Origin of the sequence: Methylobacter sp. (assembly GCF_023227905.1) — a bacterium.
Taxonomy (GTDB): Bacteria; Pseudomonadota; Gammaproteobacteria; order Methylococcales; family Methylomonadaceae; genus Methylobacter_A.
On the sequence record NZ_JALOCF010000042.1, the window covers coordinates 16,995 to 41,700 of the forward strand.

Sequence of the window (24,706 nt, forward strand, 5' to 3'; positions counted from 1 at the left end):
GTTTAATTTTTGTGCCGGATCAATTGCCTATTAACCACCCAGCCTTTCCAACCCCTCTTTAAGTCCCGAGAACCCCTTCATCTGCATGCTGTTGCCCGTACCCAACTGAGATAGGCCTTGGTTACCGTTCGCGCCGAAAAGTACTGGCATCCTAGCGCCAGCGTGGGACTCCGCGAAGATGCCATCATCAGCGCTGGTTTGTTCCAGATGATTTTTGAGTCGATCATTCATCCTTTCCCATTCTGAGCTTGCATTCCCGGCTATGCCCTTGGATATACTCCTATTCACTTGCCGATCGATCTGACTGTCCTGTGTGATATTCCGATTTTGGGCAAAAGATGAATGCTGTTCGCTTGCGCTTTGCTGATTGAACCATGAGCGGATTCCAGCAGCCGGTGCTTGCTTGTCCTGCTCTTGTGTTTCAGTATCGGAGATATAATCCGTTATTTCATGCCTATGCGAATATGTCGGTGAATATCCCGAATAGCCATTGCCGCCTTTCGCACCCGGTTGGCTCGGCATGGCGGCCGCGCCATCATTAAAGTTTTCATCATGACCGGCTGGAGGCGCATCTTCACCATTGCCTACACCTTCGTTGCCGTGACTAACCGATACTCGAAAAACATCCGAGGCGGAAAGACTCCCTTCAGTGCTGCCGGTAGCGGCCACTTTGTCTGTAGCCGTCATTCTTATATCCACAAAACCCACTTCTTTCGGCGTCTTGCCCGAGAAGGTCTGAGTGGTGGCGTCGAAGCTCAACCAGGACGGCAGCTCAGAACCGTCGGCCAGCGTCGCCGTATAATCAAGCGTGTCGCCCTGATCAATGTCGGTAAAACTTCCGGTCGGCATCTGCCAAGAAAAAGATTTGTTAAACGTGAGGTTCTTATCAGCTAAGGGAGTTACCAGGATTGGGGCATCATTCGTCCCGTTCAGGAAAACGTCCAGAGTCGAGGAAACGGCAACATGCCCATCCGTTACCGTGTAGCCGAAATGATCGATCACCTGCGCAGTTCGACCCAGCGACTGCACAGCCTGAGCAGCATTGTCGGTGTCGTAGCTGTAGTTGCCGTTCGCATTAATATTTAAACTGCCGTAGCTGCCTGTTCGGATTTCGGCATCGGCCACACTCAAGACAGTGCCTTGATCAATGTCGCTGTCGTTGCCCAGAAGATTACCGGTTGCAGTGATGGCAATATCTTCTTGCACAAAGGCTATGTCGGCAACGGCAATCGGCGCATCGTTGCTGCCGGCGATAGTGACATCGACCACGCCGGCCGCCGTAGCGCCTTTGCTATCGCTGATGGTATAGCCGAAACTGTCGGCGAAGGTCTGTTCAGCGGCAAGCGATTGATAGCGATTGCCGATGTCCAGAACGAGGTTGCCGGTTGCGTCTTGGATAATAGCATTGCCGTTGGCAGTAATTCCATCAAAGCCGGTCAGCGTGATCACATCACCGGCATTGGCATCGGTGTCGTTGGACAACAGGGACGCTATCGTGATGATGGTCTGTGCGTTGTCTTCGTTGGTAGCAATCGCATCGGCATTGGCGACTGGCGGGCGATTCAGAAGTGAATTGATACCCATGCTGTCCAATGACGAGGCATCAGAAAACTCGATGCGATTCACGCCTTCGGTTTGCACAAACCAGTTGCTCAGGGTAATCGAATCGTTCGTGCCGAGCACGTTGATGACCATGTTGTCGCCATCACGCACGCCTTCCAAATTTGCTTCGGTCAGATTGCCGCCGATGTAGAGCGTATCGCTTCCCTGCATATCGAGGATGGTATCCGCGCCACCGCCTTGATTGAATACATAGCGGTCATTGCCTGAGCCGCCACTGAGGATGTTATTGCCTGCATTTCCGGTAATGACATTGTCGAGTTGATTGCCTGCGCCGTCGATATCGGCGGCATCGGTCAATACCAGATTCTCGACATTCGCACCGAGCGTGAAGCTCACGCTTGATAAGATGGTATCGGTTCCCGCGTTCAGGTTTTCACTGACTACATCAGCCACGTTGTCCACCATGTAAATATCGTCGCCCGTACCACCCAGCAGGGTATCGGCTCCTATGCCGCCATCCAGCGTATCGTTTCCGGCATCGCCGCCCAATGTGTTGTTTCCTGAGTTCCCGATGATAACGTTATCCAATGCATTACCCGTGCCGCTGATGCCGGAAGTCCCTGTCAGAACCAGATTTTCGACATTTGAACTTAAAACGTAGTTCACACTCGACTGCACGGAATCAAAACCTGAATCCACCGCTTCCACAATCACATCACCTACATTATCCACAATGTAAGTGTCATCTCCCGAGCCGCCTGCCATGGTATCGGCGCCGGCAGCGCCATCCAGCAGGTTGTTGCCGCTATTGCCGGTGATCGTATTGTTGAGCGCATTTCCCGTGCCGCTGAGATCGGACGTACCCGTCAGGACGAGGTTTTCCAGATTGTTGCCCAAGGTGTAGATGATGCCGGAATGCACCGTATCGGTTCCCGCATTGAGCGCTTCCGTTACGATATCGCCGGCATTATCCACCACGTAGGTATCGTCGCCGGCGCCGCCGGCCATCGTGTCCGCACCGGCTCCACCGTCGAGTATATTGGCGCCGCTGTTACCCGTAATGATGTTGTCCAGGGCATTACCGGTGCCGTTGATACTGGACGTGCCAGTCAGCGTGAGATTTTCGACGTTGTTAGAAAGCATATAGGTCGCAGTAGAAAACACTCTATCGTTGCCTTCGTCCACATTCTCCAAAACAATGTCCGACGTATTGCCCACATAATAAGCGTCGTTACCGCCCAGACCGGCGAGCACATTCACACCGCTGTTAGCTGTAATCACATTGTCCAGTGCATTGCCAGTGCCGTCGATATTAGCTATGCCGGTCAGCGTGAGATTTTCGACATTGTCGGAAAGCGCGTAAGTCGTGCTGGCTTGTACGGTATCAATACCTGCATTGGTACTTTCCACCACAACATCGTCGCTGTTGTCGACTATGTAAGTATCGTTGCCTGCTCCACCCGACATTGTATCCGCGCCCAACCCGCCGTTCAGCACGTTGGCGGCGGTATTGCCGACGATGACATTATCGAGCGTATTGCCGGTGCCGTTGATCGCTGAAGTACCGGTGAGCGTAAGATTCTCGACATTGGCAGTCAGGGTGTAAGTGATGTTGGACTGCACCGTATCTACCCCGGAACCGACCGCTTCAGTTACCACGTCGCCGACGTTATCGACGATGTAAATATCATCTCCCGCACTGCCCGCCATCGTATCCGCACCGGCCCCGCCGTCCAGCAGGTTCGCGGCGGCATTGCCGGTGATGATGTTATTTAGCGCGTTTCCGGTGCCATTGATCGCATCCGCGCCGATCAACGTGAGGTTCTCAACATTCGCACCCAAGGTATAAGTAATACTGGATTGAACAAGATCATTGCCAGAATTCGAAGCTTCCGTCACCACGTCACCGACATTGTCGACCACATAAGTGTCATTGCCTGCACTACCCGTCATAATATCCGCGCCCAAACCGCCATCCAGTATATCGTTACCGCTATTACCGTTAAGCGTGTCGTTGCCGTCCAGCCCGGATAAAATGTTCGCGCCTGTGTTCCCGCTGATAACATTATCGAGCCCGTTGCCGGTGCCATTAATGTTGTTCGTACCGGTCAAGGTCAAGTTCTCTACATTGTCAGTCAGTGTATAGCTGATCGATGATTGAACCAGGTCGATGCCTTCGCCGGCATTCTCGGTGACGATATCACCTGCATTCTCCACTACATAGGTATCGTTGCCCACCCCTCCCGACATAGTATCCGCGCCCGCTCCGCCATTCAGCGTATCGTTGCCTTCCAGCCCCATCAGGATATTGTTGCCGCTGTTGCCGAGAATGGTATTGCTGAGCGCGTTGCCTGTACCGTCGATATTAGCTGTACCGGTTAGGGTCAGGTTTTCGACATTGTCGGTCAGCGTATAAGTGATGCTGGACTGCACCAGATCAGTTCCTTCGTTGAACATTTCCGTAACGATGTCGCCGATGCTATCTACCACATAAGTATCATCGTTCAGTCCGCCGGACATCGCGTCTGAACCTGTACCGCCGTCCAACAGGTCGTTGCCTGCACCGCCCATCAGCGTATCATCACCCGCTCCGCCATAGAGTGAGTCGGCCCCCGCTCCGCCATCGATCACGTTCGCGGCGGCATTCCCGATAATAATATTATTTAGCGTGTTGCCGATACCGTTAATCGCATCGACACCTGTCAATGTAAGATTCTCGACATTTGCCGTCAGGGTATAGTCGACCGAGGATTGAACCAGATCAGTGCCCGCATTCAACGATTCCGTGACAATGTCGCCCGCATTTTCCACCACATAGGTATCGTTGCCGGCTCCGCCGGACATACTGTCCGCGCCCAGTACTCCATTCAGAACGTTGGCGGCGGCATTACCAATAATGACGTTATCGAGCGCATTGCCGGTACCGTTGATTGTTGACCCGCCGGTCAGGGTCAGGTTTTCGACGTTACCGGTTAAGGTATAAGTAACACTGGACTGAACATTATCGATACCTTCGTCAAGATTTTCCGTGACCACATCACCGGCGTTATCCACTATATAAATATCGTTGCCCACGCCTCCCAGCATCATGTCGGCCCCTGCGCCGCCGTTTAGCGTGTCGTTTCCTTCCAGGCCGGTAAGGACATTCGCGCCACTGTTACCGAGGATGATATTGTCCAGCACATTACCTGTGCCGTTGATTGCCGCCGTGCCGGTCAAGGTCAGGTGCTCGACGTTATCGGTGAGCGTATAGGTGATTGACGATTGAACCAGGTCAAGGCCTTCTCCCAAGTTTTCAATGATCAAATCGCCTGCATTGTCTACCGTATAAGTGTCGTCACCAACACCGCCCAGCATGGTATCCGCACCCAAACCGCCATTCAGAGTGTCGTTGCCTGAATCGCCCTGCAACAGGTCGTTTCCTGCCTCACCGTTCAGCGTATCGTTGCCGTCGCCGCCGATCAGCGTGTCGTCGCCCGCACCGGCGTTGAGGGTATCCGCGCCTGCGCCGCCATCCATCACGTTTGCAGCGGTATTGCCGGTGATGGTGTTATTCAACGTGTTGCCGGTACCATCGATAGCATCCACGCCGGCCAGGGTCAGGTTCTCGACGTTGTCGGTCAACTTGTAGGTGATGCTGGATTGCACCAGATCGGTTCCGGCATTCAGGCCTTCCGTGACGACGTCGCCCACGTTGTCCACCACGTAAATATCGTTGCCCGCACCGCCAGACATTGTATCCGCGCCTGCCCCGCCGTTTAGCGTATCGTTGCCTGCATTGCCGGTGAGCGTGTCATCCCCTGCCAAACCGGAAAGGACATTATTGCCGGAATTACCGACAATCACATTATCGAGTTCATTGCCTGTGCCGCTGATACTTGCCGCACCGGTCAGAGTCAGGTTCTCAATATTAGCGCCGAGCGTGTAAGTGATCGACGATTGGACGGTATCGGTGCCTTCGTTTACATTTTCCGTCACCACATCGCCTACATTGTCCACCACGTAGGTGTCATCGCCGGCATTGCCTGCCATGGCATCGGCTCCTGACCCACCATCGAGCAAATCATTGCCGAGATCGCCGCTCAGGCTGTCGTTGCCCGCCATGCCGTACAGGCGGTTGTTGCCGGTATTGCCGATCAGGATGTTGTACACTTCGTTGCCGGTGGCATCAATGTTTGCAGTACCTGTGAGCGTAAGGTTTTCGACATTGGCCGCCAATGTGTAACTTACTGAAGAAAGTACGGTATCGGTACCCGCATTGAGCGCTTCGACCGTCTTGTCGCTGGCATTGTCCACAATGTAGGTGTCGTTGCCGATGCCGCCCGCCATGGTGTCTGCACCTGCGCCGCCATCCAGTACGTTCGCACCGCTGTTGCCGGTGATGGCGTTGTTCAAAGCGTTCCCGCTGCCGTCAATCGCAGCCGTACCGGTTAGCGCGAGGTTTTCGATGTTGTCTGAAAGTGTATAGGTCGCTGAAGCAAATACGCTGTCCGACCCTTCGTTGAGATTCTCAACGATAACATCCGCCGTGTCGTCCACAGTGTAGGTATCGTTGCCGGTGCCCCCACTCATCGTATCGATGCCAATACCGCCGTCCAGCGTGTCATTACCCGCCATCCCGTTCAGGATATTGTCGGCACCGTTGCCGGTAAGGATATTGTCCAGCGCATTGCCGGTACCGTTGATGTCCGCCGCACCTGTCAGGGTCAGGTTTTCGATATTGTCTGACAGTATGTAGTCTGCCGACGCAAACACGCTGTCAATGCCTTCGCCTACATTTTCAACAACCGCATCGGCGCTGTTGTCCACGATGTAGGTATCGTCGCCTGCGGCGCCAGCCAAGGTATCCACGCCCATGCCGCCGTCCAATAGGTTGTTGCCGCCGGTGCCGGTGATAGTGTTATCTAGCGCATTGCCGGTTCCGTCCAGATTGTTCGTGCCGGTCAGGGTCAGGTTCTCGACGTTGTCAGTCAAGGTGTAGGTGATCGAAGATTGCACGGTGTCCATGCCGGCATCTGCATTTTCCGTTACCGCATCGCCACTGTTGTCCACGATGTAAATATCATCTCCTGTACTACCGGCCATATTATCCGCACCCGATCCGCCATCCAGGACATCATTGCCTGCACCGCCGATCAACATATCGTTGCCTGCAAGACCGCTTAGAATATTGTTACTATCGTTGCCAATGATGACGTTGTCAGACACATTGCCTGTGCCGTTAATGGATGTGTTGCCGGTAAGCGTGAGATTTTCGAGGGTGTCGGCTAGTGTATAGGTAATCGAAGACTGAACGGTGTCCGCACCTTCGGCAAGGTTTTCCACGACGACATCGCCGATGTTGTCCACCACGTAGATGTCATTGCCCGTGCCGCCGGTCATGGCGTCTGCGCCTGTACCGCCATCCAATGTGTCATTACCCGCATCGCCGATGAGCGTATCGCTACCGGCAAGGCCGCTCAGCAGATTGTCCGCACTGTTGCCGGTGAGAGCGTTGTTCAAGGCATTACCGATCGCATTAATATTAGACGCGCCGGTCAAGGTGAGATTCTCGACGTTATCGGAGAGTGCGTAATCTGCCGAAGCAAACACGCTGTCCGTACCTTCGCCTGCCAGTTCGGTCACTGCATCGGCGGTGTTATCTATGATATAGGTATCATTGCCTGCGCCGCCTGCCAAAGCATCGACACCTGCACCGCCGTCCAGCGTGTTGTTGCCGCTGTTACCGAGGATACTGTTATCCAGCGCATTGCCTGTGCCGTTAATTGCAGTCGTGCCGGTCAAGGTAAGATTCTCGACGTTATCGGTCAATGTATAACTGATGCTGGATTTGACGCTGTCCATGCCTTCCCAGGCATTTTCCACGACCACGTCACCCGCATTGTCCACCACATAACTATCATCGCCCGCGCCGCCGATCAGGGTGTCCGCACCTTTGCCGCCATCCAACGTGTCATTGCCCTCCTGACCTGTGAGGATGTTGTTGCCGCTGTTGCCGATGATCGTGTTGTCCAACACGTTACCTGTGCCGTCGATGTTGGCCGGAGCCAACCCGGAGTTCAGAGCTGGATCGGTGAGGGTCAGGTTTTCTACGTTATCGGTCAGGGTGTAAGTGATGCTCGATTTGACCAAGTCAGTGCCTTCGCCGACATTTTCAATGACCAAGTCGCCTACGTTATCCACCATGTAAGTGTCGTTGCCGATGCCGCCCAGCATGACATCAGCACCCGTGCCGCCGTCAAGCGTATCGTTGCCTTCCAGAGCGGTGAGCGTGTTGCCCGCCGCATTGCCGATGATGACGTTGTCCAGCACGTTGCCCGTGCCATCAATTGAAGCCGCCTGTCCTGAGCCTGTCGAAGGGCCGGTCAGTGTCAGGTTGTCGAGGTTGTCAGCCAGTGTCCAGGTTAAGTTGCTTTTGACGGTATCTATACCCTCGCCCGCTTCTTCAATAGTCGTGTCGAGCAGATTGTCCACGATGTAAGTATCGTTACCCGTGCCGCCAACCAGTGTATCTGCGCCGATACCGCCATCCAGCGTATCGTTGCCCGCCAGTCCGGTCAGGATGTTGTCGTTGCTGTTGCCGGTGATGGCGTTGTCTAGCTCGTTGCCGGTGCCGGTCAGTGCCGTGCCTTCGGTCAGGGTGAGGTTCTCGACATTCGCGCCCAGCGTGTAGTCGAACGGGCTGATGACGGTATCGGTACCTTGGCCTGCGTATTCGGTGACCTTGTCGCCGAGATTATCGAGGAAATAGGTATCGTTACCTGCACCGCCTGCCGTGCTGTCCGCACCCACACCGCCATCAAGGATGTTGTTGCTGCTGTTGCCGATAATGACATTATCCAATGCGTTGCCGGTGCCTGTGATTGCGCTGCCAGTGAGCACGAGGTTTTCGAGATTGTCGCCCAATATATAGTTGATGCCGGATTGCACGGTGTCAATGCCTTCGGCTGCATTTTCGGCGACCACATCACCTGCATTATCCACCACATAAGTATCGTTGCCGGTATCCCCGATCAGCGTATCGGCACCGCCCTTACCGTCCAGAGTATCGTTGCCTTCCTGCCCGGTTAGGGTATTGGCCGCATCGTTGCCTATGATGATGTTGTCCAGCACGTTGCCGGTGCCTTCCAGATTCGCCGTTCCGTTTAGGGTTAGGTTCTCAACATTGTCGGTCAGCGTATAGGAGATAGACGATTTGACTGTGTCGATGCCTTCGGCTGCATTTTCAATGACGAGGTCGCCTGTATTATCGACAACATAACTGTCATCGCCAGTGCCGCCAAGCAACGTATCTGCGCCCAATCCACCATCCAACGTATCATTACCCGCCATGCCGGTTAAGATGTTTTTGACGCTATTGCCAGTCAGGACGTTGTTCAGTTCGTTGCCTATGCCATCCACCGCATTGGTGCCGGTCAAAGTCAGGTTTTCCAGGTTATTGCCGCGGGTGTAGCCAAGATCGGCTTTTACCGTATCGATACCCTGTCCAGCCTGTTCGGTGACGGTGTCCAGTGTATCCACGATGTAGGTATCGTTGCCGATTCCGCCAACCAGTGTATCCATGCCCGCTCCGCCGTCCAGAGTATCATTGCCTGCATTACCGATCAGGGTATCGTTACCACCCATGCCTTGCAGGAGGTTGTCCCCCGCATTGCCGATGATGATGTTATCCTGTTCGTTGCCGGTTCCACTGATACTGGAAGCCCCCATGAGGCGCATATTTTCGACATTTGCCGCCAGGGTATAGCTCACCCGCGCATCGATAGTATCGTTGCCTTCCCCTTCCAGTTCTATAACAGTGTCGCCTGCGTTGTCGACGACATAAATGTCGTCCCCGATCGATCCGCTCATGCTGTCGGCGCCGCTGCCGCCGTTGAGCCAGTCGTTGCCGTCGCTGATTAAAATATCGTCGCCCGCACCGCCCATCAGAATATCGCTGTTCGAGGTACCTATAAGGGTGTCGTTGCCGTCCGTTCCCAGTTGTAATGCATCAAGCTGTAGGGTGGCTCCGTCTGCGAAAGTTACTGTATCCAGCCTGTGGGCTCCATCGGCAAAGCTATCGAACCAGTTGGCGATGGAAATTCTGTCTTTGCCATTGATATGGGCAAAGACCAGCTTGTCGCCGTCCATAAAAATATCCAGGTCGCCGGCTCGAATGTCGGCGCCGAATTGCAATGTGTCGGTTCCGGTCTCGCCGTGCGTCTCTATGATGGTATCCACCCCATCGCCTAGATTAAAACGATAGGTGTCGTTGCCCATCCCGCCGTAAAGGGTATCGGTGCCTACGCCGCCGCTGAGCACGTCATCGCCTGCACTGCCGAGGATCAAATCGTTACCGCCCTCACCGTTGAGCACGGCTCCGGTCTCGGCACCGATCACCACGTCATTGCCGGAGCCGCCGTCGCCCTGTGTGTGCAGACCGGGGTAGCCGAATTCGGTGAGCGCCGCAACCAATGTAGCTGACAATACCGGGTCGGCGCTATTAGCCGCATCCCCCAGCCAGCCTCGCAATTGTTCTAGTCCATCCCAGCCTGAACCGTTAAGGCTGGTGCCCTGAATGCGCTGTAAATCCAACAGATCACGCATCGCTTCGCCGGGAGCTTGGTCGTAACGAGTCTGGAATAAGGCGTTGGTGGCGGTGAAATCGAGGCCGATCCCTGCATCGGTGACAGTGAGGTTGATGGTATCCAGATACGGTTTGAGCCGGGTTTGCAAAAGCAGTCCGTCATAGACGGATTGGCGCAGGGATTCATAAGCGTGTTCGATAAAGCTGATTTGGGTAGCTGAGAGGGTGAGGACGAACAGGTCGCTACCGCCGGACAAGCCCCCACTGGAGGTGATCGTGGAGGATGAGTCGCTCCACGGAGCCAGGAGCGCGTTTGCCCCGGTGCGCACGCCCTGCTCCTCGACATTAACGAAGGTCATGCCGTTGAACTTTTCCAGCATGCCGAGAATTTGGGTGATATGAATCTGTTGCGCCTTCAGTGCTTCGAGCTGCGCAATCTCGGTAGCGGTAGGCATGGTGAGGCCGCCGGTCCCTGCGACATAACCTGCGTCAAGCACATCGTATGCTTTCAGTCCCGGCACCAGGAAGAGCAGTTGGTCGTTCTGGGCAGCGGCTTTTTCGATGCTGGTCTGGAAATCGCTGGTCGAGGCCCATTGGCTGATGAGCGCATCAACCAACGCCATCTGCCCGGCCTTGGTATCGGCGGCGGCATAGTCGGCCAGTGCGCTGCCTAAGTCGGAAGACAGACTGACCGCTTCTCTGAGATCGCGCACCATCCCGGAACCTTGCATATCGGGCAGAGTCTGAGCTTGTTCAGTGAGCGGGACGGTGTCGCTAAAACTGCGGTAAAAGGGGTTATCGGCAAGGTCGATATCGGCCATGCCGCCGGTGATCTGCCCTACGGTGCCTTCGGTGCCGTCGTCGCGGATGAAGCTGCCGAGGTCGGCAATCTGGTTGCCGTTGCCCAAACGAGTCGTGTTTTCCAATTTGGCGACATGGAACCCGGTGATAGTCAGGGATTCGAGGCTGTGCAGTTCGCCTGCGTCGGTGATGCCGTCGCTGTTGGCATCTTGCCAGACGCGCAGGTTGTCCCAATTGGCGTCACCGGCGTTGACCAGGCCGTCGCCGTTAGTATCTTCCTGCGCCAGGGCAGCGAAGCCGTCGGCGGCAGTGCCTCCTGCGTACAAGGGCGTGGAGTCGCCGAACAGTTCAGTGCCGTTGTCTATCAGCCCGTTGCCGTTACGGTCGAGCACCAGAAAGCCGTCGTCAGGCTTGATCCAGCCGGTGGCGTTGGACACGCCATCGCCGTCGTGGTCGAACAGGATGGGGTTGGCGGAGTCGATGCCGACGGTTTCGAGGCCGTCGCCATCGAGGTCGAGAGTGAGCGGGTCGCGGCGCTGGAACCAGTTGCGGGCGGCGGTGAAGACGTCGTTGACAGATTGCTGAATCTCATTAGGCAGCATAGGCGTATTCTGTCCCACCCCATTGTCTTCATACTCGTATGAATCGAACGAGGGTGCAAATGGGTCATCGCTTTTATCAGCAAGCGTGTCCCAAAAGTTGAGATCCATGTTCATGTCCATTATTTCGGGTGTGCCGGCCTCCTGTTCGGCCCAGGTTCGTAGGCGATCAGCCCCGTCCCAACCCAAGGAATAGAGCCGCTTGCCGGCATAACGGTTAAGATCGACCAGGTCGTACAATGCGTACTTGAAGTTTGATTGCCTTGCGCTTTCGAGCAGGCTGTTCATGCTGCTAAAGTCATGAATAATGCCGTCCCCCGTGACTTCAAGGCTGATGGCATCAAAATAAGATTTGAGCCTTGTCTGCGAGACTAGGCTACCATAAACCGAGTCTTTGAGGGCATTGAAATTATTGTAAAGCTGGCCGACTTGGTCTGTGGACAGATTGACGTATACTGTTCGAGAACTACCAAAGTTGGCCCCATTAGATCCAGCGGTGCCCTCAAGGCCGGTGCCCAAATTAAAAATCTGCACAAATCGGTTGGGCAGCGCACTCAGGTCGACATAGAAATAATTTTTGCCGCTGAAATTTTCCAGAGTGCCGATCATTTGAGCAATCTCCCGCTGAAGCACATTCAGGTGCTCCAGTCGTTGCCGATCTGGCTCCGAAAAAACCAAGCCCGTACCAGCATTGTAGTCAGCAACCGTCTGTCCAGGCACCAAATAGATGATCTCATGAATGGTTTCAGACGCGTTTTGCGTGTCACCCGCACCCGACGTGGAGGCCCAAGCATGGACGAGGCTGTCAAGGAGGCCAAGCTGCCCTGATTGGGTGGTTTGGGACGCATAGTTAGCAAGTGTATCGGTCAAGCCAACAGACTGAGCCGCCGCTTCTTGCAAGCTCTGCAATTGACCACTGCCGTTCATGTCCACCATGCCTATAGATGCGCCAGGGTCGAGACGGTCGGCAAATTGGAAGATGTCGTCACCAACGGCGCCAGTAAACCCTGTGGATCCACTCAGCGTCAGTTCGGCATCGGCGCCGTTAATGGCAATGACCCAGTCGCCGTTGGCATTCTTGCTTATACTAAGATCGCTGGCCTGAATCCCGGCTTCAAACAAGATGCGGTCGTTCTGCGCATCGAACTGGCGGATCACATCATGGCCGCCCGTTTTTCCGAATACATAGGTATCTGCACCCACGCCCCCGTCCAGAACATCATTCCCCGCCCCGCCTTCCAGCCGGTCATCGCCCTCTTCGCCGTACAGGTAATCGTCGCCCATCTCGCCCCAGAGGGTGTCGCGGCCTGAGCCGCCCCAGATGAAGTCGTTACCGCCTAGTTGATCGGCGTTGTTGCCGTCCCCGCCATAAAGGTGATCCTCACCCTGTCCCCCAAAGATAAAATCATTGCCCCGCCCGCCCCAGACGTTGTCGTTGCCCTTGCCGGCGTAGATGACATCGGCGCCGACGCCGGGGGCGTCAAGGTGGGCAAATGAGGCAAGGTTGGCATATTTAAGCGGGCTTGGATCATTCGAATCAGTACCCGACCAATCAAAGCCATCCGTCTCGATGTTGTGGTCACCCAGGATGTCGTCGTTGCCTGCGCCACCGATCAGCAGGTCTTGTCCATCACCACCGGTCAGCACATCGTTGCCGGCACTACCTACCAGGGTGTCATCGCCGCTGCCACCGGCAAGCCAGTCTCCCTTAAGTCCACTGCCGGTTTGGAGGTCGCCGTTGGCGATGGCATCGGCAACGGTGATTTGGCCGTCGGCAAAAAGACGGTCATCGCCCGCTCCGCCGAGGAGAATGTCACTGCCGGTTCCGCCGATCAAGATATCGTCGCCGCCGCGGAAAGCTTTGATGAGGTCGTTGCCGCCTTTGCTGACTATACGGTCGTTACCGGCACTGTCGAACAAAATATCGGCTCGGCCGGCTTCGGACTTGCCGGGGTCGGTTATGAGGTTACCATTAGCATCATTCCCAGTCTGTACCCCATCGGCATCGGGATTGTTATCCAATGGGGCCAAGTCGCCGATGATGTCGTTGGTGGTTTGTGGGGTACTCACAATGGATGGGCCGGGCAGCCTGATACCGAGGTCGCCATCATGGAAGTTTTTGACCACTAGGTTGCCGTCGATGACCAGCCCTTCTTCGGTTTGCACGTAGAGGTGCTTGTCGGCATCGCGGTAGACACCTGCGCCGCCGTATTGGCCGCCGCCTGTGAGCTGGATACCGTCATAGATAATGCTGCCGTCGGTGTCGAGGATGGTGTCGAGGCCATCGCCCTGGGTGGGGTGAAAGGGATTGGTCTGGTAGAGGTAGGTGTCATCGCCTTGTCCACCGATCAGGGTGTCGTTGCCCGCACCGCCGATGAGGGTGTCCGCGCCCATACCACCCTCAAGATAATCGTTGCCTTCTAAGCCGGTCAGAATGTCATCGCTGGTACCGCCGTAGAGATGGTCGGCTTTCGACAGTCCTTCTATCGTATCCGCATTTTCAGAACCAAAAATGATGCGATTTGCATTGGCGGCGTCGCCCAAGATGATTTTAAGACCGCTGGTTTTGTCTTCGAAATAGTAAGGCGAGCCTGTCCAATCTGCCTTGTAGTAGGCATTATTGGCATCGGGTTTGATATTGTCATAGCGTAACTGCATTTTCCAAGCAAGCATGTCGGTGCGGTCTCGCAAGTAATCTTCCGTCATGCTTCCTTGTCCGGTCGCAGTATCGTAAAGATCAAGCTGCCCATTGGCATTGCTGTAATTACCGTCCTCAACGACAAAGGGACGCAGTTTAAATAAAGCTTCTCGAATGGCTAAACCGGTATCATCATGTTGTTGGGCTTTCTGTATCCATCCGACACTGCCGCTAACGAAATTAACTTGTCCGTAATCAGTTACGCCAATGGCAGTGGCAATAGCTAGGGAGTTGCTGAGGTGATTAAGGCCACCGCCGGTACCGGAGGCAGGCAAAGGTTCATAGGGAAATGTGCCGTTGACAGTCGTTTCTTTAAAGCGTTGCTCCATAGCGTCCTGGCCAAGGTTGGTGTAAGTGATGTAGAGAGCATCCTTGATTTCCTGAGGCAAGGTCGCCCAATCAGCACCATAGGCATTATGTTCTGGGGCGGTGTACCAAGTATCGGCTTCTTTGATCATCAGACCGTAGAGTTTGGCAGAGAGACCAGTGGTATCATTGACAAGATTGTCAGCGAGCCGTGCGTAGTTGTTGCTGTATCCGGCAACGTCTATGCCTATTAAGAGGGCGTCACTACCATGCTCCTCAATCAAACGAATGGCGGTGGCCAATTTGATATTGGCTTTCCCCATATCCATCAACACAGGATTAAGAAATTTGTCCACACCATCTAAGCCGGTATCTGGTTGATCTTTGACTTGGGCATAAAGAGCCGCCCATTTGGTGTGAGTTCGCCGTGCATCCGGCAACAAATTAACACCAAACTCAAGCGCTGCGGTTGACAGCCCCACCAGCGGATCCTGAAATTCACTCATCCGAGCAGTGAATTGAGCAGGGTCAGCGGCCGATAGTGCATAGTAATCGGACAACAGGTTCTTGATATAATTAGTATCTAACAGACTTTGTCCATAACCGTCGTTTTCTTCGACCATAGCTCCGGCGACAGAGGTTTTAGATATACCAAGATTATCAAAAACCAGATCAATCGCCTTTATGTTTACTTGTGAGGTAACGTATGTATAAACCTCAGGGTCATATATTTCTGTTTGGACATCAATTGTCAAATAAGTAATTTTCATTTTATTATTCTTGTTATTCAGTTAGTTAAATGGTCAGGCGTAACGGCACATAGAAAGAAACCAGTGATCATCAATACGTTTTAAAACGCATTCGCCACGTTTCCAATTGGGCGGGTAAGTATCCAAGGAATCAAAGACCCGCTCGGCTGGTTTGGTATAGGGCTTTTTATCCAGTGTTTGCCAAGGCTCAAGCAAGTACCCATCTTTCACATGTGGAATTTGCGGAAAATGGCAGTATCGTTTGGTGATACCTCCATAACGCAACGGGAAGCGATCCAGAGCGGCTACCGATGGACCAGGTAGAACTGTTACAAGTGATGTATACCGATCAATATGTGGCAAATCGGTTTCAGTGATTTGCGGAATGCCTACAAACAATTCCGGCATTTCCCGTTTCCAATCTTCAAGGGTTCGATACAGAGGCTTGTCTTTGACATTGGCCGTATGGGTTGATAATCCCCAACGAAAGCGGGCGGCTTTCTCGGAATAGGGTTCGGGCATCCATTTGCCCCCCCCATGCGAAAGACCGTAGACCTGGACTTGCAACAACAACCGCTTAACTTCTTCCGATGATTTTTCAAAAGAAATCAACTCTGGCGGGGCAGGCCATGTTCTGGCTGGACGAAAATTTCGATATTTTTGCACCAATTGCTCAAACTCGGCACGGTGCTGGTTGAAATGCCCAATCATTTCCTCATCACTGGGCAAAGGATTATGCAACCAGCCCCACCATATGAAGACAGGCACAACCACTGCAAGGATGAACCAATTCCATTGTTGACTTTTTCTCAACTGACGCTGTTGTTCAAGTGTCGGGGAAATCGGTTGCTGGTTGAGCTCCGGCCACACTAACATCACTGCGGCTATCATTGGCGGAAACACTAAAAATTTCATCCAACTGACAATGAATATATAAACCGCTTCCGACAACAAGATTGCCGCACAAAACCAACGCAAATAACACATCCATCCGAACCTTTTATCGGCAGTCAGCAAACCTAACCACAATGGCAGCGAAACAACACCTCCCCAGAATAGGCTTTCACTAACCTTGGCATAACCCGTGGCATGTTCGTAGCTCAGCATACTGTGGGTGCCTGATGCCAGCCATGTCCAAAGCAGTGCAAATAAAAGGATAAAGAACCGTCTCATGCCACCAACCGCACAAGCCGTTCTAAGTGAATATGTCGAGTTATCTGCTGTTTATCAATCCAGCATTTGATTTCACAGACTTGCAGGTCGCCTCCGTCGCTATTTTTTCGCGAGCCCGCATCACCAAATTGGGAAAATAGGGGACGGAGCCCGATATTCTGTTCGACATTCCTGTTCATCATTACACTGCAACAATAGGGGACGGAGCCCGATATTCTGTTGTTCGTCATTACACTCATTTCCTCATCAAGTTAAGATCACACTGTCTCGTTATCTCATCGACCTCTTTTTTCCTTGGACGACGCCCCGGCGTTCCAAGTCGAACCGATCTTGCAAGCGTCGTTTCGATTTCGTCCTTGAACCGTTCGCTACCCAAGGCAGTACCACTATTCACCGACTTACGAATCGCTTTTAGTGATGCCTCGTCCATTTGATGACGAAATAGTGCTTGATAAGCAGCATGCCTGATCTCGTCAGTTGCGCCTAAAGCGAGATAGCACGCATGATCCCGTATCAATTCATTCATTTGACCTAACGCATGCGCTCCATAGCTCGACCATCTATAACTACTCGCATTCTCCACCATTCCCGCACGAACAGGATTCAGCTCGATGTACCGGTAGCACGTCAGCAGGTATCCTTCCGAGTCAATCAGACTGGACTTATAACGCCCTTCCCATAACGTGCCGCTACGACGGTAGACGTGGTTCACGTATTGCACATAGCGGCTTCCAAGGTAGCGCATCAGGCGTTACAGGCTTTCATCGGCTTCTGGCGTGACCAACATATGAACGTGGTTTGTCATCAGCACATAGGCGTGAATGCTACAGCCATATCGCATCGCGCCTTCCAGAAGGCTGTCCAGATAGGATTGATAGTCCTCGTCTGTGAAAAAACTGGCTGCGCGGTTGTTTCCACGCTGAATCACGTGTTGCGGTACACCCGCATGTCTTATACGGGCTCTACGGGGCATCTTTTTCCTACGTCTATATTAGCGATATTTCATAGTGGGGCTCCGTCCCCATTTCGTCCATTTCGTGCAGGGGTCAGACTCCATTGACCTTGCCATGAAATCGGATTGATTTTGTTTTTTCATTGAGGTCTTTCTAATTGGGCTTTTTATCTTCATTCCGTGCTTTTATCAGTTTTGGTAATCAACCGAATTACTACTCTGTCGTGTGTCGTCATCCTTGGTTACTCACTTATATAGATTTTAAGTTCTGTATTTGCTAAACATGCATCTAGCTTTTCAAATAAGTTGACTGAAGCTTGATTTTGTCCGGTTACACACTAAATATCCATACCTTTGTAAAGGTAACAATACTTTTGTGATAGCAGTCACACTTTTTAGCTCAAGAAATAATGGAAGAAAACCCGCATTTTATTCGACGTTTATGTTCATCATCATACTCAGTTAAAAGACTAACTAAATCGCCATTCACTCGTCGGGCTCTCATGGAATGGTTCAGACTCTATTGCTTTTTATTAGGCTTTTAAGTCGAGTCTGGTCTTACATAATTTAGATCCGTCACCCATCGAGCGTATTGTTGAACGGTGTTTGGAAAAGAATGCTAATTTAGGAAGATTGTAATCAGGTGGATTAGCACAATGCTGTCCCGTATAAAATCTACTACGGCATTGTATTGCTCGGTAGTTAGTTCGATTAGCCCGGTTGTGTAACCCCGCTCATGCTCCAGATCATTATATATTTCGCCGGAGCTGATCAAACTATGCTCTTCACTGGGTGCAAAGCCATAACTTTCACGAAAACCATTGCCATTATCAAGCACGACAAAACTATGCGGTATTCCTATTTCTCACTACGCGGCCACTGCCTCAGCGGTTTGTCCGCCTAGTTGAACCAGGCCATCGACCTGCAAGGCTTTGGGCAATTGATGCGTAATGAAGATCATCGTCGCTTGGCCTTTTAGCTGGTTGATGGTTTTGGCGAAAGCTTCGGCCGTGATGGGATCGAGGTTGCTGGTGGCCTCATCGAAGATGAGGATTTTCGGCCGTTTGAGCAAAGCGCGTGCAATGGCGATACGCTGCTTTTGCCCGCCGGACAGCCCGGCGCCTTTTTCGCCGATTTCGGTTTGGTAGCCCTGCGACAGGCTTTGAATATGGTCGTGAATTTCGGCCATGCGGCAGACGGTTTCGACATCTTCAAAGCTGGCGTGGGGAGCCGCGGCAATCAGGTTGTCATACACGGTACCGGAGAACAGTATTGTTTCCTGCGGGACAACACCGAATGAGTTGCGCAGCTCGTTGGCGGACAGAAAGCGGGTATCCACGCCGTCGATTTTGATGATGCCCTCGGCAGGCATAAGAAAGCCGAGCAACAGTTTGGAGAGCGTGCTTTTGCCGCATCCGGACGGCCCCATCAGGGCGACGGTTTTGCCGGGCGGAATGATCAAATTGAGACCGCGATACAGCCAAGGCTGGGTATCGGCATAGCGAAAACCCAGTCCTGTGATTTCGATACGCCCTTCGACTTGAGTACGCCGTGTCGGATCAGGGTATGCGGTTCGGGCGGGCAGTCCATCAGGTCGCCCAGACGTTTGACTGCGATGCTGGCTTGCTGGAATTCCTGATACAGGCCGGTGAGCCGTAACACAGGCTGCGAAAGCCGTGAGGAAAACATCTGGAACGCCACCAGCATGCCAATAGTGAAACCGTCGTTGTTCATCACCAGTAAGGCGCCGACGACGAGAATAGCCGCAGTCTGGAATTGTTCCAACAGGTTCGATACGGTTTGATAGGTATTGGCCAGACTGCGGGTTTGATAGTTGGCGCCCAGGTAACCGGCCAAGTAATCGCCGTAGCGGGTTTCGAGTTGCGGCTCCATTTGCAGGGCTTTGACGGTTTCTATGCCGGCCACATATTCAGTGAGAAACGACTGATTGCGCGCGCCTAACATAAATTGCTTGTTGAGCCGGGTGCTCAGTATGGGGGTAATGGCAAAGCTCAACCCGGCCAGCAATGCGATCAGCGCGACGGCGATTAATGTCAGTTGCCAGCTATAAAAAAACATCACTGCCAGAAACACCACCATAAAAGGCAAATCGAGAATCAGCGAAACTGCCGCGCCGGTGATAAAGTCGCGGATGGTTTCAATGCCATGCAGCCGCGCAATCAGCGTACCAGTCGGCCGATGCTGGAAGTACAGGTGCGGTAGCCGCAGCAAGTGACGGAAGACCGATGTGCCGAGCGCAGCATCAACCCGATTCCCAGTATGCAGGATCAGTTGCTGGCGAATCCAGCCCATCCCGGCAGAGAACATCATGAAAATGAACATCCCTACACCTACCACTTGCAAGGTAGACAGGGTTTGATGCACGACCACTTTATCGATGACTACCTGGGAGAACAGCGGCATGCCCAAGCCTAATAGTTGTATAGCCAACGAAGCCAGCAGTACATCACGCCAGATAGTTTTATGCTTCAGCAGTTCGGACATAAACCACTTGAAACCGAATGGCTGACGCTTAAGGCCAGGATTGAGGTCGGCACCCTCTTCCGCTGGTTCCGGTATGGTTCTCTCAATGGTAATTACATCCTGCTCATAACGGGCAAGAAACTCGTCAACCGAAACGCTATGCGGTTGATCTGTACCCGCAGAAAAATACACCACCTGTTCTCCGTCACTTTGAATTATCAAAGCCAGAGCCGTCGATGCAGGATGCGGCTCGAAAGACACCGCCTTTTCGAAAGCAATAAACGGCAAAACCATTCGCTTGCATGACCGGACATCGAACCGGGCGGTTTGTGTCTTCAGCCCCATATCACCCAGCGCCTTAAGCAATTGGGTCAGAGTGTGTGGCGGCGGATTTTGCCTGATCACTAAATCTGCATCAAACGGAATACGATGTAGCTGGCATAAACTGGCAAGCAGCCAGACAAAATCTGCATTGTTTATATCACCGGGGGACGGGGTTTCTTGTTGCATCAATTCCTTCTCTTGGTGTTTTTTTGTTTGGTTAAACAAAATTATAAAAGAATAGCCCCTCAATTAGGACACTAATCCCGTAGCATACATCAATTTTCTTAAATGCAGGAAGGAGTGTTAACCGGCTTGAAAACTTGCCAAATCCACAATAAAGGAGCGTCTAAGCTTGCCAGCCGTTAATCACTATCCTGTTTTTTCAAATAGACACACTGTCTTATCTTGACTGAAAAACGGCGCTAAATGGCGCAAATTTTGGACGCTTCTTACATTATTGTTAGTAAAAATTTGCGAAAAAAGTTGGCTTTTTTCAAAGAAATTTCTAACTTAATCCTAGGAAATTCCAAACTTTCGATGCCGTTACCCAAAGCGCCAAATGTAAAGGCAGTAACTGGTATAGGAGGTTAAAAAATGGCCGTTAGCAAAAAATGCAAAATGACATATTTAATAGTATCGCGTTGAATACCAGCGAGTTGTACATCAAAGGAAAGCATATTTACTGCTGATCGTTGGTACATCAGGGCTAGAACAATTATCTGTTAGTTGGCACCAACTGAAATTGGGTAGTGGGTTAAATCTGTAATTTGGCATGGCTACCCAGGCCAAACTCGACCTTGTTAATCAGCAATCCGATGACCGTATCATGCAGGGTTTCCAACTTTGAGAAGCAAATTGTTTTCCGTGTCAGTCGCTTAATCCACGTTCTGAAATTCAAATTTTTGCGTTCAATCTTTTGGGTGTTGCGCTTACCCACCTGATGCTTGTCGATTTCAAGGTGACACTCATAAGCCCCCCAATCATCGGTGTAATAGCGGCTACTCAAGCAATGCTTTCAGCGCTTTGAATACCTCATCCTTGCGTTTGCCAAACACATAAGCCAGTACGATATTCGTCGCATGATCAACAGCATACCAGAGCCAGCGTTGATTGGACTTGTTGCCGACAAAAGACCACTGCTCATCCATTTCAGCCTCGGCACAAGCCAATTCTAATCTCACCGCCAAATTTGCTGCCGAATTCAAGGTCTGAAAATTTGGATTGACCTGGACGAGGCCGCTCGACTTTTTTTAGCGTGCTAATCACGGTGTTTTTGTTGATCTTGAGAACCCGTGCGGTATCACGGATACCGCTACCATTGATGGACATCTCCACAACTTGCTCTTTGATACCGGGTCTACAAGCCTTATAGCGGTAATCCAACATGAACGTTTTAGTTTTGCACTCCGGATGTTGGCAACGATAACGCTGTGTACCCGATGCGCTACGGCCGGACTTCATAATTTGCTTGCTGCCATAGTCCGGGCAGGTAATTTCTTGATAACAGGTCATACCCGCTATTATACGAGAAAATTACATATTTGACCCATTACCAACACATAGCCACCATCTTCAGCTGGAGCGATGACGGCATGTTGGTCGCTTTGAAGAGTTGTCAGAACTTCCTGCAAGTCATCAACAGTAAGGCTTGGACAATCGCAGCCGATCAGGATCGCATGGCAATACTGTGACAGAGCGTCACTAAAGGCATTCAGCATCTTGTCTCCAAGATCGGAGCCACATTGCATAGGCAGCACCAAAGGATAATACTTGGCGCACTGTTCGAAAAAATGAATGCTTGGTATCAGGAGTGCAGTAAAGCTGAACGTCACACAATGGCTGTTGAAACGCTCGATCCAGCGTCAATCGAGTCAGTTGTCGGTGCGCGGCGGCGGCTTGGGTTGCGGTTAGCGTCGGTTGCAACCGAGTTTTGGCTTGCCCCGCCACCGGCGCTTTACAAAAGATCAGCAGTACGCTGTTGGGGAAAAGAGTGGTCATAGCTCAACCCGCTTAAACGGGAACATATTCAAAGTCACCATTACTAATAAATACCAAAATAAAATACCAAGAAATACGCTAAAACGGACAACGGTTTCCATCAAGATCTATGGTAGTAGCTGGCTACCAGCTCGCGGGGATCGGCACCGAAAAAATACCTGAGTCGCAGCCACCACATCAGTAGGATGGTTTTAAGGATTCCATATCGTTGCCAACGCCGTGCCGAAGTAACAACCTTGGCTGTCAGACAACACGGACTACCCAGCTTTTTCAGACGTGCACTCATAGCAATATCCTCCATCAGTGCGATATCAGGAAATCCGGCAACGGCCTGAAGAGCCTGGCGAGTCATGAACAAAGTCTGGTCGCCGGTGGCGATGCCGGTCAGCCGCGAACGCCAGTTCATCATGAACGCAATCAGCCTAAAAACAGGCTGCGGATTGTCGAAGCTGACATCGAATCGGCCCCATGGGTATTCATCAGTAACCGCCTGCAATATCAGGTTTATGGCGTTATCCGGTAAACGGGTGTCGGCATGCAAAAACAACAGCACATCGCCCTGCGCCTCCGCCGCGCCGCAATTCATCTGCCGAGCTCGGCCGCGGGGGCTCTGTAATACTTGATCGACCAGCAATCTGGCGATTTTTGCGCTGTCGTCATCGCTTCCACCATCGACCAGTAGCAATTGGCAACGGTCCCGTAGCGGTTGCAAGGCTTGTAGTTTGATGGCAATTTGACTGGCCTCGTTGACAACAGGGATGATAATGCTGAGTTGTGGTTTCATGATCGACTTGCTTATAAAGCGCCGCCGCAACTGCTGCCCTGTCCTGCCGTACAACCGTAGCAATGTGCAGCAGTAGCAATTGCTGCACCGTTCAAAGTGTCCAGGGTTAAATCGCCAATATGCACGCGTGGCTTAGCAACCGCGCCCAACGGCATAGACAGCATCTGGTTGAAGTCGCAATCGTAAACAGTGCCCTGCCAATCGATGCTCAGCGTATTCAGGCACATTAGTTGGGCGAGATTGTCCTCGCGAAAACTGCTGCATAATAAGTTTAGATACGCATCAAATCGCCCCTGACTGACCAGCATACTGCCGAAACGCTGGATCGGCATATTGACGATAGCATAGAGCCGATTAAAGACGATGCCGTAATGCTGTAGCAAATGCTGTTTGTAGGCCTGTTCCAGGCTTTGTTGATCGGGCGGCAATACCGCATCTTGTGGGTTGAAAACCAGATTAAGCTGCAACGGGCTGTCTGGCTGACCATAACCCAACCGGTTCAGGCGCTGCAAGGCGGCCAGACTGTCCTTGAATACGCCTTTACCGCGTTGTTTATCGACATTTTCTTCCAGATAACAGGGTAGTGAGGCGCTGATTTCCACCTGTTGCTCGGACAGAAATTCTGCCAAGCCAGTATAGCGCTGATCTTCCAAAATGGTCAGATTACAGCGATCGATAACCTTAATCCCCTGCCTGCGCGCTGCCTTCACCAGATAGTGAAAATGCGGGTGCATTTCCGGAGCACCGCCGGTTAAGTCCAGGGTGTGAATATTAGCTGCCTGAGCCAACGCCAAAACCTGCTCCAGTGTTTCCAGGCTCATCATCTCGGTACGCTTAGGCCCTGCATTGACATGACAATGTGTGCAGCTCAGGTTACAGAGATAGCCCAGGTTGACTTGCAGGATTTCCAGCGGCTTACGGAAAATGGCTGGAAAGTCGCTATTGGCTAAGAGTGGTCGAATGTCGTGCATGATTAATCCTTGGAAAACCAAATATCGCCATAAAAGGCAGAAACTTGCTGGTTACTGTTATCAGTGTCGGTCATCAGTGCCACGGCATCGATAATGTGCAAGTCTTTACCGAACAGCTTTTGCAAGTCATTCTTCACATTACGCTTTTCTCTGTACCAGACATTTGTCGATGCTTCCGGGCCGCGCAGAGCTATCATCATCGCATGATCGCCGGCAAAGGCATTAGGCCAGACTTTATCCTTTGATGTATTGCTCGCCCAAACATAATTAATCGCTTTGGTCTGCCAAAACGCCAGACCGCCCTTGACCACCACATAAATACGGGCAGCATAATCATCGCCGGCCTTACTTTGTTCATTTAGCCCTTCCAAGTGGTTGGTGATGCGCCACGACCAATTCAGAAACGGCGTTTGTTCCAAATCAATGCGCTGCTCTTTAAACAAGCCGGAAGCTGCGTCGCGGCTGTCGGCTTTTAGCGCCACGACGCCATCCAGGGTTTGCAATTGATAACGGGTTTCGCCTTTAAAACTTTTATGCTCCCAGTCGTCTAGCTGGTTGCGGCTGAATTCACCCATCATCAACCTGGATTCAGCAAGCAGATTCTGAGTTGTAAAAACCATCAATAACGTGATAGACAGTCTTCTCATTATGGTTACCTGCTCACTTGTTTGGTATCTGTGTTTTTAATCATGCAATACACAAATACATAGGTAACGTTGATTGTGAAAGGTTAAGGGA

10 protein-coding genes and 1 pseudogene are annotated in these 24,706 nt (G+C 52.1%); all 11 read right to left on the reverse strand.

Going from position 1 to position 24,706, the window contains the following annotated elements; translation table 11 throughout:
- Positions 1–30: 30 nt before the first annotated feature.
- The 11 genes and pseudogenes from M0R47_RS15545 to M0R47_RS15595 all read right to left on the reverse strand — a co-directional run bounded on the left by M0R47_RS15545 (position 31) and on the right by M0R47_RS15595 (position 24,615).
- The gene (locus M0R47_RS15545) at positions 31–15,303 is read right to left on the reverse strand and encodes a calcium-binding protein (protein WP_292556451.1); all 15,273 of its coding nucleotides are present in this window, start codon (positions 15,301–15,303) and stop codon (positions 31–33) included.
- A 33-nt stretch (positions 15,304–15,336) separates the two neighbouring features.
- Positions 15,337–16,299 carry a hypothetical protein gene (locus tag M0R47_RS15550; RefSeq protein ID WP_292556453.1) on the reverse strand — a complete coding sequence of 321 codons (963 nt, stop codon included), beginning with the start codon at positions 16,297–16,299 and terminating at the stop codon, positions 15,337–15,339.
- 391 nt (positions 16,300–16,690) lie between these two features.
- A complete protein-coding gene (locus M0R47_RS15555) occupies positions 16,691–17,167 on the reverse strand; it encodes a hypothetical protein (protein ID WP_292556455.1) in 477 nt (158 codons plus the stop codon).
- Between the two features lie 39 nt (positions 17,168–17,206).
- Entirely contained in the window at positions 17,207–17,428 is a 222-nt protein-coding gene (locus tag M0R47_RS15560; protein WP_292556457.1) for a transposase, read from the reverse strand.
- 847 nt (positions 17,429–18,275) lie between these two features.
- Positions 18,276–18,869, reverse strand: coding sequence for an ATP-binding cassette domain-containing protein (locus tag M0R47_RS15565; RefSeq protein ID WP_292556459.1), 594 nt, complete (start codon positions 18,867–18,869; stop codon positions 18,276–18,278).
- Complete coding sequence (locus tag M0R47_RS15570) at positions 18,866–20,401, reverse strand: ABC transporter transmembrane domain-containing protein (protein WP_292556460.1); 1,536 nt, start codon at positions 20,399–20,401, stop codon at positions 18,866–18,868. The genes M0R47_RS15565 and M0R47_RS15570 overlap by 4 nt, the downstream gene beginning before the upstream one ends.
- Positions 20,402–20,969: 568 nt before the next feature.
- Positions 20,970–21,727: pseudogene (locus M0R47_RS15575) on the reverse strand (IS1 family transposase).
- A gap of 8 nt (positions 21,728–21,735) precedes the next feature.
- Positions 21,736–22,047 (reverse strand): DUF2064 domain-containing protein, encoded by a 312-nt coding sequence (locus tag M0R47_RS15580; protein WP_292556462.1) that lies wholly within the window; start codon positions 22,045–22,047, stop codon positions 21,736–21,738.
- A 266-nt stretch (positions 22,048–22,313) separates the two neighbouring features.
- Positions 22,314–22,997, reverse strand: a complete 684-nt coding sequence (locus M0R47_RS15585) for a TIGR04283 family arsenosugar biosynthesis glycosyltransferase (RefSeq protein WP_292556463.1) — start codon at positions 22,995–22,997, stop codon at positions 22,314–22,316.
- Between the two features lie 11 nt (positions 22,998–23,008).
- Entirely contained in the window at positions 23,009–23,968 is a 960-nt protein-coding gene (arsS, locus tag M0R47_RS15590; protein WP_292556465.1) for an arsenosugar biosynthesis radical SAM (seleno)protein ArsS, read from the reverse strand.
- Positions 23,969–23,970: 2 nt separating this feature from the next.
- The gene (locus tag M0R47_RS15595; RefSeq protein ID WP_292556467.1) at positions 23,971–24,615 is read right to left on the reverse strand and encodes a DUF3047 domain-containing protein; all 645 of its coding nucleotides are present in this window, start codon (positions 24,613–24,615) and stop codon (positions 23,971–23,973) included.
- Positions 24,616–24,706 lie beyond the last annotated feature (91 nt).